Here is a 23,140-nt window from a genome sequence, read left to right as displayed (position 1 = left end):
GCGCGGCGCGGCGGCATGGGGATTGCCGCGTGGGGTGGACCCACACCATGCACCACCCCATGCCCCGTCCGCCCCGGCCGGATCGGCCCAACGCTGGCGCGCCTGTTGGCGCTCGCATGCCACCTGTCCGTCGGCAGGGCTGGGCCCGGCGCCTGCGGCGCGCACGCGATGTGCTGCTGCGGGCCGCGCGCGCCTGGAGCGAAGACCAGGTGCCCACGCTGGGCGCAGCGCTGGCCTACTACACGCTGTTTTCCATCGCGCCGCTGCTGCTGATCGTGATCTCGGTGGCCGGCCTGGTCTTTGGCGAGCAGGCGGCGCGGGGCGAGATCATGGGCCAGCTGACCGGCCTGATCGGCGCGGACGGCGCGCAGGCGGTTGAAGCCCTGCTGCAGCGCGTGCGCCGGCCCGAGGACAGCGGCTGGGCGGCCTTGCTGGGGCTGGCGGTGCTGCTGGTCGGGGCCACCAGCGTGTTTGCCGAACTGCAAAACGCGCTGGATCGCATCTGGGACGCCGGGCCGCACCCCGAGGCCACCGCCGCCGACAGCCTGTGGGACTGGCTGCGCCGGCGCCTGCTGTCGCTGGGGCTGATCCTGGGGCTGGGCTTTCTGTCCATGGTGTCCATGGTCTTCAGCGCGCTGCTGGCCGCGCTGGGACGCTGGTGGTCGCCGCTGTTCGAGGGTTGGCTGTGGCTGGCGGAGGGCTTGAACGTGCTGCTCAGCTTTGCGCTGATGACGGCGATGTTCGCCGCGCTGTACAAGTGGGTGCCGCGCGTGGCGTTGCGCTGGCGCGATGTCGGCGTGGGAGCGTTGATCACCGCGGCGCTGTTCACGCTGGGCAAAAGCCTGATCGGACTCTACCTGGGCCGCAGCGGGCTGGCGTCGGCCTATGGCGCGGCGGCTTCGCTGGCGGTGCTGATGCTGTGGGTCTACTACTCGGCCCAGGTCTTTCTGTTCGGCGCGGAGCTGAGCTGGGCCTATGCGCGCCGCCACGACGGGCCGGCCGGCCCGTCCCCTGGGCGTTGACGCCCCGGCCGCCCGGGCGGCCGAGGTCCGCTCAGCGCGGTGTGGTCGCGGGGTTGTCGGGTTGGCGCCAGGCACTCTCGAAGTAGCGCGCATCCTCGCCGCTGCGGGGGCGCAGGCTCATCAGGATGCCGCCTTCGCGCAGGCCGCTCTCATAGTCCTTGATGCGCTCCTCGGGAATGCCCCAGCCGATCAGCGCGCCCACCAGGCCGCCGGTGACGCCGCCGGCCCCGGCCCCGGCCAGCGCGGCGGCCAGCGGCCCGGCGACCGCCAGCCCCAGCCCGGGGATGGCCAGCGTGCTGCCGGCCGCCGCCAGCGCGGCCGCGATCGCGCCCAGCGCGCCACCGATCGCGCCGCCCACGCCGGCGCCTTCGGCCGCCTTGGTGCCCAGCTCGGTGTCCGCGCCGTCAGGGAAATGCAGGCGGCGGGTGTCCTCGGACATCAGCACATTGATGTCCTCGCGCCCGTAGCCGCGATCGGTGAGTTCGCGGTAGGCGCGCTCGGCGCTGTCGCGGTCGCGGAACAGGCCGGTGACTTGGGGGGATTCGCTCATCTGATGCTCCTTGCGGCGGAAGGGCCGCCGGCCGGCAGCGGGCAATTCATGCGCCTGGGCGCAGCACCACCTTGCGGCAGCCTTCCTGCTTCTCGGCGAAGCGCTGGTAGCCCTGCGCCGCCTCGCTGAGCGGCAGCCGGTGCGTGATCAGCTCGCGCACGTCCAGCCGGCCGTCCTGGATGAAGCGCAGCAAGGCGGGCATGTGTTGCTGCACATGGGTCTGGCCCATCGCGAACTGCAGCCCCTTCTCGAAGGCGTCGCCAAACAGGAAGCCATGGATGAATCCGGCATACACCCCCGGAACGCTGATCGTGCCGCCGCGGCGCGTCGCGGCAATGGCCTGGCGCAGCGCATGGCCGCTGGAGCCTTCGAGCTTGAGGTTCAGCAGAGCCGTTTCCAGCCGGCTGCCCTTGGCCTCGAAGCCCACCGCGTCGATGGAGGCGTCGACGCCGCGGCGGTCGGTCAGATCAATGATCACCGCGGCCGGATCGTCGATCTCGTCGAAGTTGATCGTCTCCACGCCGTAGGCCGCTTCGGCATGGTCCAGGCGGTCGTTGTGGTGGTCCACCATGAAGATGCGCTCGACGCCCAGCAGGCGCGCGCAGGCCGCGGCCATGCAGCCCACCGGGCCGGCACCGAAGATGGCCAGCGAGCCACCCGGTCCCACATGGGCGTTGCGCACCGCCTGGTAGCCGGTGGGCAGGATGTCGGAAAGAAAGAGCACCTGCTCGTCGTCCAGCCCCGGCGGGATCAGCAGCGGCCCCACGTCGGCATAGGGCACGCGCACATACTCCGCCTGCCCGCCAGCGTAGCCGCCGTACAGATGCGAGTAGCCGAACATGCCGGCGCCCGGCCGCAGCGACTTCTTGTTCATGATGGCGCCGTGGTCGGGATTGCTGGTCTCGCAGGCGGAGAACAGCGACAGGCGGCAGAAGAAGCACTCGCCGCAGGAGATGGTGAACGGCACGACGACGCGATCGCCGCGCTGCAGCCGCGTGACCTGCTTGCCGCAGGCCTCGACCACGCCCATGAACTCGTGCCCCAGGATGTCGCCGGGCTTGAGCATGGGAATGCGGCCACGGTAGAGATGCAGGTCCGAACCACAGATCGCGGTGGCGGTGACGCGCAGGATGACATCCGTGTCGGCCTGCAGCTGGGGATCGGGCACCTCGTCGACGCGGACGTCGCGGGTGCCGTGGTAGACGAGAGCCTTCATCGATGCACTCCTGGGGTTGAACTCGTTGACGAGTGACAGCGCGGGCAAGGCCGGCTCCCGCGCACACCGCCGCCGGCCCAGGCGTGCGCAAGAAGTGCCGGATCGCGGCGCTCGCGGCGGGTACGGCGATTGCCAACTGGGCCACAGACGCGGCGCCCGGGCGCCGGTCTTTCCACTGAACGAAAGGACGCAACATGAACCAGCAGGGTCGACACCAGGAGCGCCGCGACGAGCACGGCCAACGCAGCCAGGGCGGCAGCAACTATGGGGATTGGTCGCCGAACCAGTCGCACGCCCAGGGCGGCGGCGAGGGACACCAGGGCTACCAGGGCGGCGCGCAGCACCAGCACCCGGGCGGCTATCAAGGCAGCCAGCAGGGCGGTCCATACCAAGGCGGCTCCTACCAGGGCGGCCATCAGGGGGGTGGCTACCAGGGCGGCGGGCAGGGCTGGGGACAGTCCGGTCGCTCCGGAGAGTTTGGCGGCGGCTATGACGAGGGCCGTGGCGGCTACGGCGGCCAGGGTCTGCAGGGGGGCAGCTACGGCGGCCAGGGTGGCTATGGCGGCTACGGCGGCTACGGCGGTTATGGTGGCCAAGGCGGCATGAGCGGCCGCCAGGGCGGCTATGGCCGCCAAGGCGGTATGGGTGGGGGCTATGGCGGCTATGGCGGCCAGGGCCTGCAGGGCGGTGGCTACGGCTCCCAGGGCAGCTACGGCGGCCAAAGCGGCATGAGCGGCGGCCAGGGCGGCTACGGCAGCCAGGGCGGCATGGGCGGTGGCTATGGCGGCTATGGCGGCCAGGGCATGCAGGGCGGTCGCTACGGCAGCCAAGGCAGCTACGGCGACCAGGGCGGCATGGGCAGCAGCAGCCATGGCAGCGAGCACGGCGGCCATTCCCATTTCGATCCGGACTACCACCAGTGGCGCAGCGAACAGATGCGCAATCTGGATGACGACTATCAGTCGTGGCGCCAGGACCGCTACAAGAAGTTCTCCGACGAGTTCAACCAATGGCGCAGCCAACGCACCCAACGCCAAGGCCAGGGCCAGGGCCAGGGCGAGGACGGCGGTGACACGCTGGGCGCGGGCACGGGTTCGGGCAGCTCGACGGGTTCCACCGGCAGCGGTAGCAGTAGCAGCAGCTCGGGGTCCTCGAGCAGCAAGACCTCCAAGTAAACGCCGTCCGGATGCTGTCTTGCCAGGCCTCCTCCGCCCCGGTGACGGGCGCGCCGCGGGCTGTCGCGTGTCGATGCCCCGAGGGGGCCTGGCTTCCTTCATCCGCCACAACAACAGGCCGGCGGCTGCCGGCCCCGGCACCGTCCGCGGTGCGGGGGCCGGGCCCGCAGGCGGTGGAAACTCCATGCCTCCTCTTGTCGTCTTCAGCCATCTGCGCTGGTCCTTTGTCTACCAGCGTCCCCAACACCTCATGTCGCGCCTGGCGCGCCACTACCAGGTGCTCTTCGTCGAGGAGCCGGTTTCGCAGCCCGGTCCGGCCCGGCTCGAGAGCAGCTGGCAGGGGCGCCACCTGGAGGTACTGACCCCCCGCACGCCGCTGCCGGCGCGCGGCTTTGATGCCGAACAGGCGGCGTTGCTGCGGCCGCTTCTGCAGCAGGCGCTGCGCCAGCGCGGTCTGCGCGATCCGATCGTCTGGCTCTACACGCCCATGGCGCTGCCGCTGGCGCAGTCGCTGGCGCCGTCGCGCTGGGTCTATGACTGCATGGACGAGCTGTCCGCCTTCAAGGGCGCGCCGCCAGAACTGCCCGAGCGCGAGCGCGAGCTGCTGGCCTGCGCTGACCTGGTGCTGACCGGGGGCCCCGCGTTGTACGAGGCCAAGCGGCGCCTGCATCCGCGGGTGCATTGCATGCCCAGCGCGGTCGACGCCGAGCATTTCTCGCCGCCCGCGCTGATGGAGCAGAGCGAGGCGCTGGCGCTGGCCGAGCGCCTGCAGGGCGGCATGCCGCGCCCGCGCCTGGGCTTCTTCGGGGTGATCGACGAACGCCTGGACATCGCGCTGCTCGCCGGCGTGGCCGACGCGCGGCCCGACTGGCAGATCGTGATGGTGGGACCGGTGGTGAAGATCGACCCCGGCACGCTGCCGCGGCGCCCCAACATCCACTGGCTGGGCATGTGCGCCTACCGCGACCTGCCGGCGCTGATGGCGGGCTGGGACATCTGCCTGATGCCCTTCGCGCTGAATGAGTCGACGCGCTTCATCAGCCCCACCAAGACACTGGAATACCTGGCCGGCGAGAAGCCCGTGGTCAGCACGCCGGTGCCTGACGTGGTGCTGCTGTATGGCGCCGTCGTGCGCATCGCCGCGGGCGTGGACGCCTTCGTCGCGGCCTGCGAGCAGCAACTCGCCGAAACGCCGGCGCAGCGCAAGCTGCGGCTGCTGCAGACCATGGACGTCGTCGCGTCCTACTCCTGGCACCGCAGCGCGCAGACCGTGCATGAATTGCTGCAGTCGATGCCGGCGCGCCGCCCGGCCGCCACGCGCCTGCCCGCGCCGTCGGCCGTGCCGGACGAGGGCCGGTCGGCGCCGGTGGTGGAGGGCGCCGCCGCGCTGGGCCTGCCCGCACCGCGGCTGCGGGCCAGTTGAGCGAGGACCGGGAAGCCGACGATGAAGATCATCGACGCCCATGTGCACTGCACCGGCCAGGAAGACAGCGCGACGGTGTTGCGCGCGATGGACGAGGCCGGCATCGAGATCGCGGTGCTGCTGGCGCCGTTCCTGAGCCCCGGCTACACGCTGGGCGACCCCGCGTCGCTGCGCCGCGCCAACGCGCACCTGGCGCGGCTGGTGCGCGGCCATGGCGATCGCCTGGTCGGCCTGGCCGTGGTCGATCCGCGCGACGAGCGCGCCCCCGAGGACCTGTGCCACGCCGTCGAGACCCTGGGGCTGCGCGGCGTCAAGATGGTGCCCACCGGCTGGTATCCCTATGAAGAGCGGGTGCAGGGCGTGTTCGCGCAGGCCTCCCGGCTGCGCCTGCCGGTGCTGTTCCACAGCGGCATCTTCATCGACGGCCGCTCCGGCCGCTATTGCCGGCCGGTCTATTTCGAGGCGCTGCGCGATCACCCAGGGGCCCGCGTCGCGCTGGCGCACATGGGCTGGCCCTGGACCGACGAGGCGCTCGCGGTGGCGCTGATCGATCGCATCCACGGCGTGCCACATGAGCGCGCTCAGTTCCGGCTGGACATCTCCTTCGGCGCGCCGCCGCCGTACCGGCGCGAGCTGCTGGCGCGCATGCTGGACGTGCTGGGCGCCGGTTCGCTGCAGTTCGGCAGCGACTGCTTCCTGCCCTGCGACGGCGCCCATCTGCGCGAACGCTGCGACTGGGTGCGCCGGTTGATGGACGAGCTGGAGCTGAGCGCCGCGACGCGCGAGCAGATCTGGTGGGGAACGGCGGCTGCCTGGCTGGGGCTGGAGGCGGCGCCCGCGCGCGCGCCGTCCGCCGAGGCTGGAGGCCAGCCCGCCCCGGCCGGCCCGGTGGCGGAGTCCGCCGGGGACGCTGAGGCCGTTCCTCCCGCCACGCCATCGCGCCTGACGGCGGACGGCGCCCAGGCCACCGGCCATGCCGGCTTCCTGGCGGCCACGGCCGCGCGGCTCTGGCGCCCGCGCTGCTGCTGAGATGGAGAAGCCTCCCGCCACCCGCCAGAGCGCCACGACGGCGGTCGGCCGGCGCATCCATGTGATGGAGATCGTCGGCAATGCCATCGTCGGCGGCATGGAGCGCTGGGTGGAGCGCCTGGTGGAGCATCTGCCCGCCGCGCGCTTCCGCGTCACCCTGTTGTGTCCCTACGAAGGCGAGTTCAGCGAACGCCTGCGTGCGCTGGGGGCCGAGGTCCTGTCCGTGCCCATGCCTGACGATCCGCCCTGGAGCGCGGTGCAGATGGTGCAGTCGCTGGTGCGCAGCTCGGGCGTGGACCTGCTGCATGCGCATCTGCCCAACGCCCATGTGCTGGCCGGGCTGGTGTCCCGGCTGACCGGCGTGCCGCTGCTGAGCACCATCCATGGCCGGCAGATCACCTTGCTGGACCTGGAGGTGCAGCGCGCGGTGAACAGCCACCTGAGCGTGGTCTGCCGCCAGAGCTACTACCACGCGCTGGGCCTGGGCGTGGATGCCCGGCGTCTGAGCTGCGAGCCCAACGGCGTGGACACCCGGCGCTTCATGCCCGCCGAGCCGGGGGCCGAAGCCGTGGCGGCGGGGCCTGGCGCGGGCCTGCGCGCCCGGCTGGGCCTGACCGCGCAGACACCGCTGGTCGGCTTCGTCGGCCGGCTGTCGCCGGAGAAGGGGCCGGAGCAGTTCCTGCGCGCCGTGATGCTGGCCCATGAACGCCTGCCCGAGGTCCGCTTCGCGATGGTGGGCGACGGGCCCCTGCGCGCGCCGCTGGCCGAGGAGGTCCAGCGCCTGGGCCTGCAGCAGCGTCTCGCGATGGTGGGCCATTGGGAGGACATGCCGGCGCTCTACCGGGAGCTGGACCTGGTGGTGTCCAGTTCGCACTCCGAGGCCATGCCGCTGGCCCTGATGGAAGCCATGGCCAGCGGCGTGCCGGTGATCGCCACGCGCGTCGGCGGCGTGCCGGAGATCGTCCAGCATGGCCGTACCGGCTGGCTGGTCGCGGCGCGCGATCCCGAGGACATCGCCGGCCGGCTGCGTCTGATGATGACGGACGCCGGGCTGCGTCGCCGCATGGGCGCCGCGGCGCGCGAAGACATGGTGCAGCGCATGGACCTGGCGCAAAGCCTGGCCCGCGTGGAGGCGCTGATGCAGGCCCTGGCACGGCCCGCCAGCGAGCCGCGCCGCCTGGGCGCCGCGGCCGGCTGAGGCCGCGTTGGCTCTGCCCCGGGCACGAAAGCTGCCACGGGTCGACGCAGGTCCATCCATGCATCCCGACCTTGTCATCCCAGCAAAGGAACGCCATGAAGAATCACCAACCCGGGCGCCCCGGCGCCGCCACCCTGTGTGCCAGCCTGCTGCTGTTCGCCGGCTGTGCCACCACCTCCGAACCCATCGCCGCGATCGCCAGTGCGCAGACGGCCATCAACGCCGCGTCCACCGATGGCGCGGCCGAGGTGTCATCCGCCGAACTGACCGAGGCGCGCGGCAAACTGGAGCGTGCCAAGCGCCTGGCCGCCGACGACCGGCTGGCGGCGCACCGCCTGGCCGAGGAGGCCCAGGCCGATGCCGAGCTGGCGCGCGCGCGTGCGATGCAGCAGCGCTCACAACGCGCGCTGGATGAGGTGAACACCGGCCTGCAGCAGCTGCGCGACGAACTGCGCCGCAGCAGCATGCAGCCGCCGCGCAGCCAGCCTTCCGGCAGCCCGGGAACGCCGGGCTCCACCGGCAGCACGCCCACGCCGCGCTGATGCGCAGCGCCATTCACCGCCCCCATCCAGGAGTCTCCATGAACAAGCTGAAGACCTCTCTCACGGCGGCTGCGCTGTGCGTACTCGCCGGTTGCCAGAGCCTGCCTTCCCGAAACCCCACGCTGGACGCGGCCGAGCAGGCTTACACCAGCACCGCCGCCGATCCGCAGGTGCAACGCCACGCCGCCGGCGAACTGGAGCGCGTGCGCAGCATGCTGACGCGTGCCAAGCGCTACTGGGAAGATGAGCGCGACGAGGCGCAGACCCGCCATCTCGCCTACCTCGCCACCCGCCAGCTCGAGACGCTGCGCGTGCATGCGGCGCAGCGCGAGGCCGAGGCGCAGATGAGCCAGGCCTCCGCCGAACGCGACCGCGTGCGCCTGGAGGCGCGCGACGCCGAACTGCGACGCGCCCAGTCCGGCGAGGACGCGGCCCGCCGCACGGCGGACGCGCTGCAGCGCGACCTCGCGGCGCTGAACGCGCAGGCCACCCAGCGCGGCCTCATCGTGACCCTGCAGGATGTGCTGTTCGCCACCGGCCGCGCCGAGCTGCAGTCGGGCGCGCAGCGCTCGCTGCAACGCCTGGCCCAGGTGCTGCAGCAACACCCCGAGCGGCGCGTGCTGCTGGAGGGCTTTGCCGACAGCACCGGCGGACGTCAGATGAACCTGCGTCTGTCCCAGCGTCGCGCCGACGCCGTGCGTCGCGCCCTGGTGCGCGAGGGCGTGGCGCCGCAGCGCATCGAGGTGCGGGCCTTCGGCGAGGACTTCCCGGCCGCCGACAACGGCACGGCCGCGGGCCGGCAGCAGAACCGTCGCGTCGAGGTGCTGTTCTCGGATGAACAGGGCCGCCTGAACTACCGCTGACGCGGAAAAAAAGCCGGGGTCGGCCTGCCGGGCGTCGTTGCCCCGGCGGCCGGCCCCGGCGACGTTCAGAAGCGGTACTTCAGCGCAACGTTGGTGCTGTCCACATACGAGCGGGTGTTGCCCGCGAAGTGGAAGCGGTCGCGGGTGCGCTCCACCGCGATGCTGAAATTGCGGTTGAAGTTGAAACCCAGGCCGACCGCCAGCGTCGGCCCCCAGCCGGTCTTGGTGCCGGTGGCCACGCCCGACGCCGGATCGGCGCTGACCTTGGTGCGGCCGTACAGCGCGCCGCCCTTGGCATAGAGGCTGACGCTCTCCATGTTGATCATGGCCACCAGGCTGATGGTGCCCCCATAGGCGCGCACGTTGCCGCCTGCGCGGTCGGCCTTGCCGATGTATTTGCCGCCGATCTCCAGACCCAGGAAATCGTTGAACAGGCCCCCGGTGTAGGCCGCCGCATAGGTCGCGTTCTTCTCGCAGCTCAGCGGCGCGGGGCCGCAGGGCGTGTCGTACTTCGCGCGGCCCACGCTGAGCCCGACGTAGCCGCGCCGCGTGTAGGGAATCCAGGAATAGTCGCTGCCTTCATAGGCGGCACTGCCGGCGCCGACGCCGCCATTCAGGTGCTGGTCGCGCCGGGCCAGCGACGGATCGGTGCCCGCGGCCTGCCCCGCGCTGGTGGGCGGCAGGGTCTCGATGGGCGTGCTGGAGGGCGTCGAGGGCGAACTCCCCGGCGTGCTGGTCTGGGCCAGGGCGGGGGCGCCCAGCGTCGCCGCGGCGCCCAGGCACAAGGCCAGGCGCCAGCGACCCGCGTGGGCACGGCGAGGAGCGGAGGAGGGGGCGTGTCGTGCATGCATCGTGACTTCCTTTGCGTGGAACGGGTGGATTGAAGAAGAACGCCGACGCGACGCGGCAAGCCCGCGGCGCGGCGAACGATCCGCCTGGGCAAGCTCCGTTCCCTGCTCGCGCGCGGCAGGCCGCCGGCCGCATGTGCCGCCGCGCGGGAACGCCTGTTGCCCATTGCGGTCATGGAGTCCATTCGGCGCTCCTATCCGCAACTTCACAGGAGTCACTGATGAGCACACGTTCCAAGATGGCCTCGCTGATGGTGGCCGCCGGCCTGGTCGGTGGTGTCGGTTTTCTGCATGCGCAGAGCGACGATCCCAGCCCCGCCGACCTGCTGCAGCAGCAAGACCAGGCCCAGGACCAGAGCGGCACGGGCACCATGCAGCAAGGCGGCACCGGCTCGCAGCAGTCCGGCTCGCAGCAATCCGGCAACACGCAATCCGGCAACACGCAGTCCGGGGCGCAATCCGGTTCCCAGAAGTCGGGCACCTCGGGCACGTCCGGCAGCCAGGGCGACAACACGCGCGGCTACGGACAGACGGGCGGCATGGATGAGCGCCGCAGCTCCGAATCCGACCGCAACACCACGCCCGGCAACAACGCCAGCGCGGGCGACCCCTACCGCAGCGGCAGCAGTGGTTCGGACAGCCTGCCGGCCCGCGCGGACCGCAACTGACGGCCGATCGATCTCCCTCTCTCACCTTGTTCCCCGGTGAGTTTGGCGGCGCCCCTGGCGCCGCTTTTTTTCGTGCGTCGAGCCGCTGCGGCGGGCATCCCGATTGCCTTGCCAGGCCACCCAAGACAGCGGAGCGGCCATGGCATCCCCCCCTTTGAGAATCGCGCTGATCAGTGAACACGCGTCGCCGCTGGCGCTGGCGGGCGGCGTGGACGCGGGTGGGCAGAACGTCTACGTCGCCCATGTCGCGGCTGGCATGGCGCGCCTGGGCCACCATGTGGACGTGCTGACCCGGCGCGATCAGCGCCAGCTGGCCACCGCGGTGGACATGCGCCCCGGCGTGCGCGTGCTGCACCTGGAGGCCGGTCCGCCCTGCTTCGTGCCCAAGGAGCGCCTGCTGCCGCACATGAAGGCCTTCGGCACCCAGGCGCTGTCGCTGCTGCGCAAAAGCCTGCCCTATGACCTGGTGCATGCCAACTTCTTCATGTCCGGCCTGGTCGGCCTGCGGCTGCAGCGCAGCCTGGGGTTGCCGCTGGTCACCACCTTTCATGCGCTGGGCGCGGTGCGTCGCCAGCACCAGGCCGAGGCGGACGGCTTCCCGCCCGAGCGCGTGGCCATTGAGCGGCGCGTGGCCCACCTGTCCGATTGCGTGGTGGCCGAATGCCCGCAGGACGCGCGCGACCTGATGCAGCTGTACGAGCTGCCGCAGGCGCGCATCGCGCAAGTGCCCTGCGGGGTCGATCTGGCGGAGTTCCAGCCCGGCGATGCCGGCGCGGCGCGCCAGCGTCTGGGGCTGGACGCGGGCGAGTTCGTCGTGCTGCAGCTGGGCCGCCTGGTGCCGCGCAAGGGCATCGACAACGTGATCCATGCGCTGGCCAGGCTGCGCGCCGCGGGCGGCGTCCACCGGCCGGTGCGTCTGCTGGTGGTCGGCGGCGAATCGGAGCTGCCCGACGAGGCGCTGACGCCCGAAATCGGCCGGCTGCGCCGCTTGGCCGAGGCGCTGGGCGTGGCGGCACGCGTGTGCTTCGTCGGACGTCGCCACCGGGCGCAGCTGGCCGACTATTACCGCGCCGCCGATGTCTTCGTGACCACGCCCTGGTACGAGCCCTTTGGCATCACGCCGCTGGAAAGCATGGCCTGCGCCACGCCGGTGGTGGGCAGTGCGGTCGGTGGCATCCAGCACACGGTGGTGGACGGGGTCACCGGTTATCTGGTGCCGCCGCGCGATCCCGTCGCATTGGCCGAACGCCTGGAGATGCTGCGCGCCAATCCCGAACAGGCGAGGGCGCTGGGCCGGGCCGGCCTGGCGCGGGTGCAGCGCCTGTTCACCTGGGACGAAGTGGCGCTGCGCCTGGAGGCCGTCTACCAGCGCGCCATTGCCGCCCGTGCATGGGCGGGAGCGCCGGCCCGGCCCGCGATGACCCTGGTCTCGCCGACCAGCGCCGCCGGGCCGGCGCTGCAGCGGCCGCTGGCGCCGGTTGCCGGCGTGGCGGTGGCGGCCGCGGAGGGCTGCCGGGCGGCCACGGGAGGGCCGGCATGACGCGCGCGCCCACTGCCGCAATGAACCCGCCACAACAAGCCCCCCGCGCCGCCGTGTTCGTCGCCGAGGAGGGCGCGCTGATGGACCGTCTGCCTTCGAGGCCCGAGCCCGAGTCCGTCCGCTGGCGCCCGAACGCGCTGGCGGCGCTGTATGCCCTGCAGGCGCATGGTTACGCGCTGGTGCTGCTGTGCACCAGCCTGGGCGAGCGCCTGCGCTGCTGGCGGGCCGCGGATTTCGCACGCTTTCATCAGGCGCTGCCGGCGCGGCTGGAGCGGGAAGGCGAGCTGCGGCTCACCGGCCTGTGGGCCTGCTGCGGGGGCGCGGCCTTGCAGCAGTTGTTGCCGGCAGTGGCGCAGCGCCACGGCCTGGCCCTGGAGCGCTCCTGGCTGCTGGCCAACGAGGGCGAGGCCGGCCATGCCGCGCGCCGGGTCGGTTGCCGCGTGATGGGCTGGCGCCCGGGGCCGGCGGCCGATCCCTTGTCGGCGGCGGTGCGCATTCTGCGCCGCGACGGCCGGTTGCCGCGCCGGAGGCAACCGGGACATGGATGAGTCCGCGCTCTCGCCCGAATGGGGCCGGGCCCGGCGCGTGCTGCTGGTGCGCCTGGACAACCTGGGCGACGTGCTGATGAGCACGCCGGCCTTTGCCGCGGTCCGCGAGAGCCTGCCTCAAGCCTCGCTGACGCTGCTGGCCGCGCCCGCTGCATTGGCGCTGGCGCCGCATCTGGGACCGTGGCTGGACCAGGTCATCGCCTTCGACGCGCCCTGGGTCAAAGCGGGTGACGCGGCGCTGCCGCGGGCGCGCGACGCGTTGGGCGGCGCCGAGCGCGCGCTGCTGCGCCGCCTGGGCCGGGCGCATTTCGACGCCGCCATCGTCTTCACCGTCTGCACGCAGAGTGCGCTGCCCGCGGCGCTGCTGTGCCGCATGGCGGGCATTCCCTTGCGACTGGCGCATGCGCGCGAGAACCCGTATGGGCTGCTGAGCCACTGGGTGCCGGACAGCGATCAGATCGCGCCGGACATGCGCCATGAGGTGCGCCGGCAGCTGGACCTGGTGGCCGCCGTTGGCCTGCGGACGGCGGACGAGCGGCTGCGCTTCCGGCTCGATCCGGCCGATGCGGCGCCGCTGGCGCGCCGGCTGGCTGCCGCGGGGCTGGCTCCGGGGCAGGACTATGTGCTGCTGCATCCCGGCGCCAGCGCGCCGTCGCGCCGCTACCCGGTCGCGCTGCTGGCGGATGCGGCGACGCGGCTGGCCCGCGCGGGTGCGCCGGCGCTGGTCGCCTGCGCCGGCCCGGGCGAGGAGGCGTTGCTGCAGCAGCTTTGCCAGGCGATGCCGCAGCCGCCGCACCGGCTGGACGGCGAACTGAGCCTGGGCGAACTCGCTCAGCTCATTGCCGGCGCGCGCCTGCTGGTGGCCAACAACAGCGGCCCGGTCCACCTGGCCGCGGCGCTGGGCACGCCGGTGGTGGACCTCTACGCGCTGACCAACCCGCAGCACACCCCCTGGCAGGTGCCGGCGCGCGTGCTCAGCCAGGACGTGCCCTGCCGCAACTGCCTGAAGAGCATCTGCCCCCAGGGCCACCAGCGCTGCCTGACCGGCGTGGCGCCGGAGCGGGTGGCGAGGGCGGTGTTGGAGATGGTCCGGTGAGCCCCTTGTTCAAGGCCTACCTTGGCCGGCACTCCTAGCACAACCCTTCCCCATGTCCCTCGACCTCGACCCCACCCCAACCCTGTTGATCTCGGTCGTGATCCCCACCCGCGCCCGCCCGCGGCTGCTGGAACGCTGCCTGCAGTCGCTGGTGCGGCAAAGCCTGCATGCCAGCCGCTACGAGATCATCGTCGTCGACGACGGACACCAGGAGGAGGTGGCGCAGCTGTGCGCGCAACTGGCCGAGGATGCCGGGGCGCCGCGGATTCGCTGTCTGCGTTCGCCGCAGCCCGGCGCCGGGCCGGCCGCGGCGCGCAACGGCGGCTGGCGCGCGGCGCGCGCGGCCCTGATCGCGTTCACGGACGACGACACGCTGGCCGACCACGACTGGCTGCTGCAAGGCGTGGTGGCGATGCGCGGCGGCTGGGTGGCGCTGGCCGGGCAGGTGCGCGTGCCGCGCTCGGTCAGCGGCGACCAGCGCCCCACCGACCATGAGCTGATGACGCGCGGCCTGGAGCGCGCCGAGTTCGTCACTGCCAACGCCTTCGTGCGCCGCGAGGCGCTGGAATGCATCGAGGGCTTCGACGAGCGCTTCCGGCGCGCCTGGCGCGAGGACGCCGACTTGCAGTTCCGCCTGGAAGCGCTGGGGCGGGTCGGACGCTGCCCGGCCGCGTTGGTCTGGCATCCAGTGCGGCCCGAGCCCTGGGGCGTGTCGCTGCGCCAGCAGCGCAACGTCTTCTTCGATGCGCTGCTGTATCGCAAGCATCCGCGCCAGTACCGCGAGCGCGTGCGCCGGCGGCCGCCCTGGAACTACTACCTCACCGTGCTGCTGGCCGTGGCCACGCCGCTGCTGGCGCTGACGGGCCGCCGCGACGCGGCGCTGGTGGCCCTGGGCGCTCTGCTGGGGCTGGTGCTGGGCTTCGCGCTCACCCGCCTGCAGCACACCGCGCGCGATCCCGCGCATGTGCTGGAGATGCTGGCGACCTCCGCCGCCATCCCCTTTCTGTCGGTGTACTGGCGCCTGCGCGGCGCCTTCCATTTCCGGGCTCTCTTCCTATGAACTCCCTGATCGACCTGCAAGAACCGGTGCGACGCGTCGTCGTGCTGCGCGCGCTGGGGCTGGGCGACATGATCTGCGCCGTCCCCGCGCTGCGCGCGCTGCGCGCCGCCTTTCCTCACGCGAGGATCAGCCTGCTGGGGCTGCCGCGTGCGCGCGAGTTCCTGAGCCGCTGCGCGGCGGTGGACGAATGGCTGGGCTTTCCGGGCTGGCCCGGCATGCCCGAGCAGGCGCTGGATGTGGCGCGCGTGCCGGGTTTCCTGGCCGAGATGCAGGCTCGCCATGTCGACCTGGCGGTCCAGCTGCATGGCAATGGATCGACCAGCAACGGCCTCGTGGCGCTGCTGGGGGCGCAGCGCTGCGCCGGCTTCCATGCCCCGGGCGGCTGGGTGCCGCCGGGGCAGGAGGCCCGTTTCCGCCCCTGGCCCGAGCAGGGCCACGAGAGCGAGCGGCTGCTGTCGCTGTGCCGCCACCTGGGCCTGCCCACGGCGGACGAGCGGCTGGAATTCCCGCTGCGGCCGCAGGACCACGAGGCCTTGCTGGAGATCTGGCCGGACCGCGAGCGCGGCCAGCCCTATGTCTGCCTGCATGCGGGCGCGCAGCTGGCGTCGCGGCGCTGGCCGGCGCTGCGCTTCGCGGCGGTGGCGGACGCGCTGGCCGACGCCGGCTACACCGTGGTGCTGACCGGCAGTCCGCAGGAGCAGGCGCTGGGCGCGCTGATCGCGTCGGCCATGCAGACGCGCTGCGTGAACCTGGTCGGCCTGACGGGGCTGTGGCCGCTGGGGGCGTTGATCGCCGGTGCTCGCTGCCTGATCAGCAACGACACCGGCGTATCGCACATCGCCGCGGCGCTGGCGGTGCCCAGCCTGATCGTGTCCAGCGGCGGCGACGCGCAGCGCTGGGCGCCCGCCAATCGACAGCTGCACCGCGTGCTGAGCAAGCCCGCGCCATGTCGCCCCTGCGCGCACGACGACTGCCCCACCGGCCATGGCTGCGCCCATGCGCTCAGCGTGGTCGAGGTGCTGCAGACCCTGCAGGACTTGCTGGACCTGCCGTCCATCACCGCTCCCCATCCCCCTGTTCGCGAGGACATTCTTCATGGCCCGACGCCTGCGCATCCTGACCTGGCACGTCCACGGCAACTATCTCTACAACCTGACCCAGGTTCCGCATGAGTTCCACCTGGTCCGCGACGCGCAGCGCAGCCCGCAGCGCAGCGGTCGCTGCGGCAGCCTGCCCTGGGGCGACAACGTCCACGAGGCCCCCATCGAGACCCTGCAGTCGCAGCGCTTCGACCTGGTGCTCTACCAGTCGCGCGAGGCCTGGCTGCAGGACCGGCCGGTGCTGCTGAGCGCGGAACAGCAGCGCCTGCCCAGCATCGTGCTGGAACACGATCCGCCGCAGCAGCATCCCACCGACACGCTGCACTGGGCCGACGACCCGGCCACGCTGCTGGTCCACGTCACGCCCTTCAATGCGCTGATGTGGAACCCGGGCCGCTGCCCGGTGCGCGTGGTCGAGCATGGCGTGAAGCTGCTGGCCGAGCCGCGCTGGCGGGGCGAGCTGGCCAGCGGGCTGGTGGTGGTCAACCACCTGGCGCGGCGTGGCCGGCGCCTGGGCGCCGACCTGTACCTGCAGATGCAGCAGCGCCTGCCGTTGAGCCTGGTGGGCATGGACAGCGAGTCGCTGCCTGGCGGCTGCGGCGAGATCGGGCAGCTGCAGCTGCCCGAGCGCATGGCGGCGCATCGCTTCTTCTTCCATCCGGTGCGCTACACCAGCCTGGGGCTGGCACTGATCGAGGCCATGCTGCTGGGCCTGCCCGTCGTCGGTCTCGCGACCACCGAACTGGCGACGGTGATCCGCAGCGGCGAGAACGGCTTCATCGACACCCGCCCGGAGCGCCTGGCCGAGGCCATGTCCGCCTTGCTGGCGGACCCCGGGCTGGCCGCGCAGTGGGGCGGGGCGGGCCAGGTGCTCGCGCGCGAGCGCTTCGCGATTGAGCGCTTTGTCGCCGATTGGATGGCGGTGTTCCGGGAGGCGACGACATGAGCCCGATCGGCACGGCCGCGGGGCGATCCCCGATCGCCGCCGGCGAGCGGGTGCTCGTCACCGGCGGGGCCGGCTTCATCGGCAGCCATCTGTGTGAATGCCTGCTGGCGCAGGGCTGCGAGGTGCTGGCGCTGGACAACCTGAGCAGCGGCCACACGCAAAACCTGGCCCCTCTGCTGAGCCATCCGCGCTTCCGCTTCATGCGGGCCGACGTCTGCGCGTCGCCACCGCCGCAGGCCGAGGGCGTGCAGCGCATCTTCAACCTGGCCTGCCCGGCGAGCCCGGCGCAGTACCAGCGCATGCCGGTGCAGACGGTGCTGACCAGCGCCCTGGGTGTCTGGCAGATGCTGGAGCTGGCGCAGCGCAGCGGCGCACGCCTGCTGCAGGCCTCCACCAGCGAGGTCTATGGCGACGCGCTGCAGCATCCGCAGCGCGAAGAGGACTGGGGCCATGTCAACCCGCTGGGGCCGCGCGCCTGCTACGACGAAGGCAAGCGCTGCGCCGAGGCCATGCTGCTGGCCTATGCGCGCCAATACGGCACGACGGTGCGCATCGCGCGCCTCTTCAACACCTATGGCCCGCGGCTGCAGCCCGGCGACGGCCGGGTGGTGAGCAACTTCATCCGCCAGGCACTGCAGGGCGAGGACCTGACGCTCTATGGCGATGGCCATCAGACGCGCAGCTTCTGCTATGTGGACGACACGGTGCGCGGGCTGTGGCTGCTGATGGAGTCCGGCCATGAAGGGCCGGTGAACCTGGGCAACCCGGTCGAATGCAGCATGCGCGAACTGGCCGAGCGCGTGCTGGCGATCACCGGCAGCCGCTCGCGCCTGGTCCACCGGCCGCTGCCGCAGGACGACCCGCGCCGGCGCCGGCCTGACATCGCGCGCGCCGCGCAATGGCTGGGCTGGCGTCCCGAGATCGGTCTGGACGAGGGCCTGGCGCGCACGGTGGCGGAATTCCGCGCGCGGGCCGGGGCGCTGCGTTCGCCCTCGGGGCCGACCTAGGGCGGCACCGGCGCTCGCTGCCTCCGCTGCAGCAGGCGCGCGAGTTCCTCGGCCAGGGCGGCGGCCTGCGTCTCGGTCGGGGCGAGGTCGGACGGGCATGGGTGGGCGGCGCGGGGCCGCTCCAGCAGCGCATCGCCGCCCAGGGCCAGCGCCACGGCCTGGTCGGCGAGGTAGAGCCCGCCGCGCGCGGGCAGGGCCCGCAATTCGGCCAGCGGCGTCGCCAGCACCGGCAGCCCGGTGGCTTCCGCCAATGGCAGCAATTCGGGCCACAGATGCTCGGTCGCGGCGCAGGCGCGTTGCGCCACCAGCCCGGCGTCGCAGGCCGCCAGCAGGGCGGGCAGCAGCGACGGCGCCAGTTCTTCCAGCCACAGGCAGCGCCCGGCGAGGGCCGCGCTGCGCTCGGCCGGTGCGGCCTGGCCCACGATCACGAAGCGCCAGTGCGGGCGCAGCGCCAGCAGGCCGTCGATCAGCGTCAGGTCCGGTGGCGCGTCGGGGCGCGCCAGCACCAGCAGGCGCGGCCCCAGCCGCGGCCCCAGCAGGGCCGCCACCTCGTCGCACTCGTAGCTGCCGCGCACCGGGGCGCGACGCCAGGGGGCGGCTAGGCCCGCGCACAGCCGGCGCGCGCCAGGGTGCCGCGCGGCCCAGTCGGCCTGCTGGCGCGGTGCCTCGCACAGCACCAGGTCGGCCGCATCGGCCAGCGCGGCGGCCTGGGTGTGGCCGGGTGTGCTGCCGGAGGCGCCGCTGAAATCGCAACGCCGCGGTCCCGGCTGCAGCACCAGCGCCTCCGCCGCCAGGCCCCGCCACCAGCCGGGCGCGCCGTCGTGAAGCGACCAGCGCATCAGCCACAGCAGCCGTCCACCGCCCGTTGGCGGCGCCAGGGCCTGTCGCAGCAGCCTCAGTGTGTCCGCGCAGGGCGGGGCGGACCAGGGCGGTCCGCTCGGTGCCGGGCCGTGCAGCTGCAGCAGCTCCATTGCCGCGCCCAGCGTGTGGCGGGTCAGCGCGGGTGGCGCGGCGTCGTTGGAGCCGCTCGCGTCGACGGGGGCCTGCAGCAGCTGCAGTGCCACATGGCGCGACAGCGCGCGCAGCAGCTGCTGCAGGCTGGCGTCCAGCGCCTCCCAGCGCGTGGGCAGCAGCACCAGCGCGCGGCTGGGGCGCGGCGCGGGCGCTTGGGGCAGGTGGCGCCATTCGCGCAGCGCCGCCGCATACGGCGCGACCAGCAGACGCGACCTTGCCTGGGGGGCGGGCCGGTCGGTGGCGGACGGCCCGCCGGGCACATGCCACAGCCCGCTGCGGTGCCAGCGTCCGGGCGGCTGCCAGTCCGGGCGGTCCAGCAGCGGGTAGAGGCAGACGCCCTGCAGCGGCACGCCCAGCGCGAGGGCGCGCAGCGCCTCGCCGGCCACCTCATGCAGCCAGGCGTCGCGGCCCATGCCCACATGGCTGGTCTCGGCCAGCAGCAGCGGGCGGCGGTAGCGCAGCCAGACCTCCTGCAGCAGGCCGGACAGCGGCTGGCGGCGCGCGTCGCGGCGGTGCCAGCTGAGCCGCTGCTCCGTGCCCGCTTCCCACTGGCTGCTGTGATAGTGGTTCAGCCCCAGCCAGTCCAGCGCCGCGGGATGGCCGCCCAGCTCGGGTTCGAGGCGGCCTCCCAGCAGGTCCAGGGTCTGCCACTGGTAGTCGCGGATCTGGCGCGCGAGCGCCTCCAGCTCGGGCCGTCCCGGCGGCGCCGCCACATGCACCACCGGCTCCACATGCAGGAAGCGCGCGCCGGGGTCGACCTCGCGGATCGCCGCGATGCCGGCCAGCGCGGCGCGCACCAGGCGGCGCTTGATCAGATAGCCGCTGATGCGGCTGTCCTCGGCCGAGTCGCCGGGGTGGGCGGGCGGCCGACGCCCGGCCGGCCCCATCAGTTCGCTGGCCGACGCGGCCCAGGCGAGGAAGCTGATCTCGTTGATGGGCGTGTAGACGCGCGGCTCGGGGCACAGGCGCCGCAGCGTGCGCGCCACCTGCGCGGCGAAGCGCGCGAAGCGCGGGATCAGCGCATCGTCCAGCAGCGTCAGGTCGGGCGGCAGGCCGTAGTGCATCAGCGTCCACAGCGGCTGCATGCCGGCCGCGCGTGCGGCCTGCGCGATGCGTCGCACGCGCCCCAGGTCCTGGGCCCCACCGGCGCCCTCGCAGAGCCGCCAGCCGATGCTTTCGCGCACCGTCAGCAAGCCCAGGCGGCGCGCGCGGCGGTAGTCCTCGTCCAGGCGGTCCAGGTGGCCGGTGGCCCGGACCATGTCCAGCGCCTCGCCGGCGCTGTTGACGTGGTCCGCGCCTTCGTAACCGCCCATCCAGAACGAGCGCAGCGGCGGGGCGTGGGGCGGCGGCGTCATGCGCGCCTGCGCGTCATGGCGCCAGCCCCAGGCCCAGCTCGATCTGCGCGCACCAGGTGTGGCCGATGAACAGATGGGCCTCCTGAATGCGCGCCGTGTCCTCGTGCGCCACGATGATGCACTGTTCGCAGAAGCTGGGCATATGGCCGCCATCGCGTCCGGTCAGGCCGATGGTGTACAGCCCGGCCGCGCGCGCCACCGCGAGCGCGCGCAGCACGCTGCGCGACTTGCCCGAGGTCGACAGCCCGATGGCGCAGTCACCCGCGTGGCCGACGGCGGCGACCTGGCGCGCGAAGACCTCGTCGTAGCCGTAGTCGTTGGCGACGCAGGTCAGCACCGAGGTGTCGGTGGTCAGCGCCAGCGCCGCCAGTGGCTGGCGGTCGCCGCGGAAGCGTCCGCTCAGCTCGGCCGCGAGGTGCTGACAGTCCGCCGCCGAACCGCCATTGCCGAAGAACAGCAGCTTGCGCCCGGCGCGCAGCGCGGCGATCAGCTGCAGCGCCACCAGGCTGGCCTCGATCTGCAGCCGATACAGACCCTTGAACAGGTCCTGGTGGCCTTGCAACTGCTGTGAGAACAATTGGGCCAACTCCCCGACCCGGCCCTCTTCGGCCGGCCTTGCCAGCGAGCTCATTTCACCGCTCCTTCCATCACACCCAGCTCGGCCAGCGTCAGCGTCGCCGTGCCGAACTTGCCGACAACGATGCCGGCCGCGCGGTTGGCCGCGCGCACCGCATCCTCCAGGCTGTCGCCGCGCGACAGGAAGAAGGCGAGGGCGGCCAGCACCGTGTCGCCGGCGCCGCTGACGTCGTAGACCTCGCGCGCCTGCGCCGGCACGTGCAGGCAGGGGCCGCCGCGCGAGTAGAGCGACATGCCCTGCGGGCCGCGGGTGACCAGCAGATGCTCCAGGTCCAGCGCCGCCTGCAGGGTCTGCAGCTTGCGGCACAGCTGGGCCTCGTCGACCCAGTCGCCGACCGCGGCGCGCAGCTCCGCCAGATTGGGCTTGAGCAGCCAGGCGCCGCGGTAGGCGCCGAGGTCGGGATTCTTGGGATCCACCAGCGTGCGGCAGCCGGCGCGCCGCGCGTCCGCCAGCAGCGCCGCGCTGTCGCTCAGCGCGCCCTTGCCGTAGTCCGACAGCAGCAGCGTGCGGTGGGTGGGCAGCAGATCGCGCACCAGCGACATCAGCGCCTCCACGGCGGGCGCGGGCGCGCGCTCCTCGATGTCGATGCGCAGCAGCTGCTGGCGCTGGCTGACCATGCGGATCTTCTGGGTCGTCGGCAGCAGGGGGCAGCGCACCCAGTGGCGCTCGATCTGCGGATGCGCCAGCAGCTGCTCCAGGCACTGGCCTGCCGCGTCGGCGCCGACCAGGCTGGCCAGCGTGCAGGGGCAGCCCAGGCTGGCCAGGTTGAGCGCCACGTTGGACGCCCCACCGGCACGCGGCGAGCGCCGCTGCATGCGCAGCACCGGCACCGGCGCCTCCGGCGAAATGCGATGCACCTCGCCTTCGAGGTAGACGTCCAGCATGCAGTCCCCGACGACCAGCACCTCGGGCGCGCTCATCGCTGCACCTCCACGGCGCGCCGGTCCGCGCCGGCCTGGATGCGGCGCATCAGCGCGGTGCTGGAATGGCCGGGCAGATAGGGCGCGATCTCTGTGCGCCCCCCCCAGCTCGCCACCAGCGCCGCTTCCGGCAGCCGCTGCAGTTCGTAGTCGCCGCCCTTGACGTAGACGTCCGGCCGCAGGCCTTGCAGCAAGCGCTCGGGACGGTCCTCGTCGAACCAGCTGACCCAGGCCACGCAGCCCAGGGCCGCGACCAGGCGCATGCGCTCGCGCAGCGACGTCAGGGGCCGCTCATCGCCCTTGCCCAGGCGCGCGGCCGATGCGTCGCCGTTCAGCGCGACCACCAGGCTGGCGCCCTGGCGGCTGGCCCATTCCAGATAGCTCACGTGGCCCACATGCAGCAGGTCGAACACGCCGTTGGTGAACACCAGCGGCCGCGCGAGCCGGGCGGCGATCTCCAGCAGCGCGGCCGGCGCCACGCATTTCGTCGAGCTGTCCCATTTGTCCTGCACGATGCCGGGTTCCCTTGGATGGCGGTGGTGCGCACTGGCAGGCGGCATGCCCGCCGGCGCGGCCGGCGCCGTGTTCAGGCCGGCGTTTCGGGGAGATCGCCGCGAAAGACCTGCCGCAAGGATTTCTGTTCCGGCAGCACATAGGCCAGCCCGCCCGGGCGGCCGGCGCCGTAGACGGGCAGCAGCACTTCCTCGTAGAAGCGCGGCGGCACGTTGATGCAGCCGTAGGAGATGCGCCGGTCCTGCGGGCGCGGCGAGGCCAGGCGCTGCAGGCGGCGCTCGCGCTTCTCGACCTCGCGCACGCGATGAATGGAAACGGCCGCGTCGTAGTCCACCCACAGCACGTCCTCGCCCGTGGCATTGCGGCCGGCGCGCAACTCGAAGCGCCCGGCCGGCGTGGTCTTCTCATGATCGCGGATGGCGTGCATGGGGCGCAGGCCGATGTCCTCCACGTTGTCATCGCCGCGCGCGACCCCCAGCAGCACCGGCGTGGCGCCCGCCAGGCGGCCATCGGTCTGCAGCACCAGCAGCATGGCCTCGCGCTTGTCCAGGATCACGAAGGGTCGCCCGCCGTGGTCGCCGCTCTCCAGCACCCAGCGCGCCAGCTGTCGTGCCTGTGCCGACGCGGGCAGGGCTTCCAAGGCCGCATCGGCGGCCCGGAGCCGGGCAGCGCGGTCGGTGACGGCAGGATGGGCCTGTGCCGTCGCCAAGGGGCGTGGTGGCGTGGGGGCTTCGGGCCGGCGCGGGGGCAGCACCAGTGCGAGCACGGCCAGGCCGGTCAGCACGCCGGCACGGCCGTTCTGGCGCAGCTCGGCCCAGGGCGGGCGCAGGTCGGTGAAGGCGTCGTCGGTGTTCATCGGGACTGTCCCCT

At 72.8% G+C, this 23,140-nt stretch carries 23 protein-coding genes; 15 read left to right on the top strand and 8 right to left on the bottom strand.

The window, feature by feature from the left end; all coding sequences use genetic code 11:
• Positions 1-116 precede the first annotated feature (116 nt).
• Positions 117-1,022 (top strand): YihY/virulence factor BrkB family protein, encoded by a 906-nt coding sequence (locus LZ017_RS17735; protein WP_241398239.1) that lies wholly within the window; start codon positions 117-119, stop codon positions 1,020-1,022.
• A 31-nt stretch (positions 1,023-1,053) separates the two neighbouring features.
• Here LZ017_RS17735 and LZ017_RS17730 read toward each other — a convergent pair whose 3' ends face one another.
• Positions 1,054-1,572, bottom strand: coding sequence for a hypothetical protein (locus LZ017_RS17730; protein WP_241398238.1), 519 nt, complete (start codon positions 1,570-1,572; stop codon positions 1,054-1,056).
• 46 nt (positions 1,573-1,618) lie between these two features.
• Positions 1,619-2,788 (bottom strand): zinc-dependent alcohol dehydrogenase, encoded by a 1,170-nt coding sequence (locus LZ017_RS17725; protein WP_241398237.1) that lies wholly within the window; start codon positions 2,786-2,788, stop codon positions 1,619-1,621.
• A 194-nt stretch (positions 2,789-2,982) separates the two neighbouring features.
• Here LZ017_RS17725 and LZ017_RS17720 point away from each other — a divergent pair, with 194 nt between their 5' ends.
• The 6 genes from LZ017_RS17720 to LZ017_RS17695 all read left to right on the top strand — a co-directional run bounded on the left by LZ017_RS17720 (position 2,983) and on the right by LZ017_RS17695 (position 9,018).
• Positions 2,983-3,963, top strand: a complete 981-nt coding sequence (locus LZ017_RS17720) for a hypothetical protein (protein ID WP_241398236.1) — start codon at positions 2,983-2,985, stop codon at positions 3,961-3,963.
• A 184-nt stretch (positions 3,964-4,147) separates the two neighbouring features.
• Positions 4,148-5,386, top strand: a complete 1,239-nt coding sequence (locus tag LZ017_RS17715; RefSeq protein WP_241398235.1) for a glycosyltransferase — start codon at positions 4,148-4,150, stop codon at positions 5,384-5,386.
• 21 nt (positions 5,387-5,407) lie between these two features.
• On the top strand, positions 5,408-6,415 hold the full coding sequence (locus LZ017_RS17710) for an amidohydrolase family protein (protein WP_241398234.1): 1,008 nt from the start codon (positions 5,408-5,410) through the stop codon (positions 6,413-6,415).
• A 1-nt stretch (position 6,416) separates the two neighbouring features.
• The gene (locus LZ017_RS17705) at positions 6,417-7,613 is read left to right on the top strand and encodes a glycosyltransferase family 4 protein (RefSeq protein WP_241398233.1); all 1,197 of its coding nucleotides are present in this window, start codon (positions 6,417-6,419) and stop codon (positions 7,611-7,613) included.
• Between the two features lie 95 nt (positions 7,614-7,708).
• Positions 7,709-8,155 carry a DUF4398 domain-containing protein gene (locus tag LZ017_RS17700; protein WP_241398232.1) on the top strand — a complete coding sequence of 149 codons (447 nt, stop codon included), beginning with the start codon at positions 7,709-7,711 and terminating at the stop codon, positions 8,153-8,155.
• A 38-nt stretch (positions 8,156-8,193) separates the two neighbouring features.
• The gene (locus LZ017_RS17695; RefSeq protein WP_241398231.1) at positions 8,194-9,018 is read left to right on the top strand and encodes an OmpA family protein; all 825 of its coding nucleotides are present in this window, start codon (positions 8,194-8,196) and stop codon (positions 9,016-9,018) included.
• A 65-nt stretch (positions 9,019-9,083) separates the two neighbouring features.
• Here LZ017_RS17695 and LZ017_RS17690 read toward each other — a convergent pair whose 3' ends face one another.
• A complete protein-coding gene (locus tag LZ017_RS17690) occupies positions 9,084-9,869 on the bottom strand; it encodes an outer membrane beta-barrel protein (RefSeq protein ID WP_241398230.1) in 786 nt (261 codons plus the stop codon).
• A 218-nt stretch (positions 9,870-10,087) separates the two neighbouring features.
• Here LZ017_RS17690 and LZ017_RS17685 point away from each other — a divergent pair, with 218 nt between their 5' ends.
• From LZ017_RS17685 to LZ017_RS17650, 8 genes are all read left to right on the top strand, one after another.
• A complete protein-coding gene (locus LZ017_RS17685) occupies positions 10,088-10,534 on the top strand; it encodes a hypothetical protein (RefSeq protein WP_241398229.1) in 447 nt (148 codons plus the stop codon).
• Positions 10,535-10,673: 139 nt separating this feature from the next.
• Positions 10,674-12,074: a glycosyltransferase gene (locus tag LZ017_RS17680; protein ID WP_241398228.1), complete on the top strand. Its 1,401-nt coding sequence runs from the start codon at positions 10,674-10,676 to the stop codon at positions 12,072-12,074.
• Between the two features lie 20 nt (positions 12,075-12,094).
• Positions 12,095-12,622: a hypothetical protein gene (locus LZ017_RS17675; RefSeq protein WP_241398227.1), complete on the top strand. Its 528-nt coding sequence runs from the start codon at positions 12,095-12,097 to the stop codon at positions 12,620-12,622.
• Positions 12,615-13,718, top strand: a complete 1,104-nt coding sequence (locus LZ017_RS17670; protein WP_308194084.1) for a glycosyltransferase family 9 protein — start codon at positions 12,615-12,617, stop codon at positions 13,716-13,718. The genes LZ017_RS17675 and LZ017_RS17670 overlap by 8 nt, the downstream gene beginning before the upstream one ends.
• 52 nt (positions 13,719-13,770) lie before the next feature.
• Positions 13,771-14,778, top strand: a complete 1,008-nt coding sequence (locus LZ017_RS17665) for a glycosyltransferase family 2 protein (protein WP_241398226.1) — start codon at positions 13,771-13,773, stop codon at positions 14,776-14,778.
• Complete coding sequence (locus LZ017_RS17660; protein ID WP_241398225.1) at positions 14,775-15,950, top strand: glycosyltransferase family 9 protein; 1,176 nt, start codon at positions 14,775-14,777, stop codon at positions 15,948-15,950. The genes LZ017_RS17665 and LZ017_RS17660 overlap by 4 nt, the downstream gene beginning before the upstream one ends.
• Positions 15,874-16,824, top strand: a complete 951-nt coding sequence (locus tag LZ017_RS17655; RefSeq protein ID WP_241398224.1) for a glycosyltransferase family 4 protein — start codon at positions 15,874-15,876, stop codon at positions 16,822-16,824. The genes LZ017_RS17660 and LZ017_RS17655 overlap by 77 nt, the downstream gene beginning before the upstream one ends.
• Entirely contained in the window at positions 16,821-17,831 is a 1,011-nt protein-coding gene (locus tag LZ017_RS17650; RefSeq protein WP_241398223.1) for a UDP-glucuronic acid decarboxylase family protein, read from the top strand. Before LZ017_RS17655 ends, LZ017_RS17650 begins: the two co-directional genes overlap by 4 nt.
• On the opposite strand, the gene LZ017_RS17645 is transcribed toward LZ017_RS17650, so the two are convergent.
• From LZ017_RS17645 to LZ017_RS17625, 5 genes are all read right to left on the bottom strand, one after another.
• Positions 17,828-20,200, bottom strand: coding sequence for a hypothetical protein (locus LZ017_RS17645; protein ID WP_241398222.1), 2,373 nt, complete (start codon positions 20,198-20,200; stop codon positions 17,828-17,830). The two genes, LZ017_RS17650 and LZ017_RS17645, sit on opposite strands and share 4 nt — an antisense overlap.
• Positions 20,201-20,213: 13 nt before the next feature.
• A complete protein-coding gene (locus tag LZ017_RS17640; RefSeq protein WP_241398221.1) occupies positions 20,214-20,831 on the bottom strand; it encodes an SIS domain-containing protein in 618 nt (205 codons plus the stop codon).
• Positions 20,828-21,757: a D-glycero-beta-D-manno-heptose-7-phosphate kinase gene (rfaE1, locus tag LZ017_RS17635; RefSeq protein WP_241398220.1), complete on the bottom strand. Its 930-nt coding sequence runs from the start codon at positions 21,755-21,757 to the stop codon at positions 20,828-20,830. The genes LZ017_RS17640 and rfaE1 overlap by 4 nt, the downstream gene beginning before the upstream one ends.
• Positions 21,754-22,272 (bottom strand): adenylyltransferase/cytidyltransferase family protein, encoded by a 519-nt coding sequence (locus LZ017_RS17630; RefSeq protein ID WP_374109949.1) that lies wholly within the window; start codon positions 22,270-22,272, stop codon positions 21,754-21,756. The genes rfaE1 and LZ017_RS17630 overlap by 4 nt, the downstream gene beginning before the upstream one ends.
• A 71-nt stretch (positions 22,273-22,343) precedes the next feature.
• Entirely contained in the window at positions 22,344-23,126 is a 783-nt protein-coding gene (locus LZ017_RS17625) for a hypothetical protein (RefSeq protein WP_241398218.1), read from the bottom strand.
• Positions 23,127-23,140 lie beyond the last annotated feature (14 nt).

The organism is Pelomonas sp. CA6, from assembly GCF_022549225.1.
Taxonomy (GTDB): domain Bacteria; phylum Pseudomonadota; class Gammaproteobacteria; order Burkholderiales; family Burkholderiaceae_C; genus Roseateles.
This window is presented reverse-complemented; position numbering and strand designations above follow the sequence as displayed.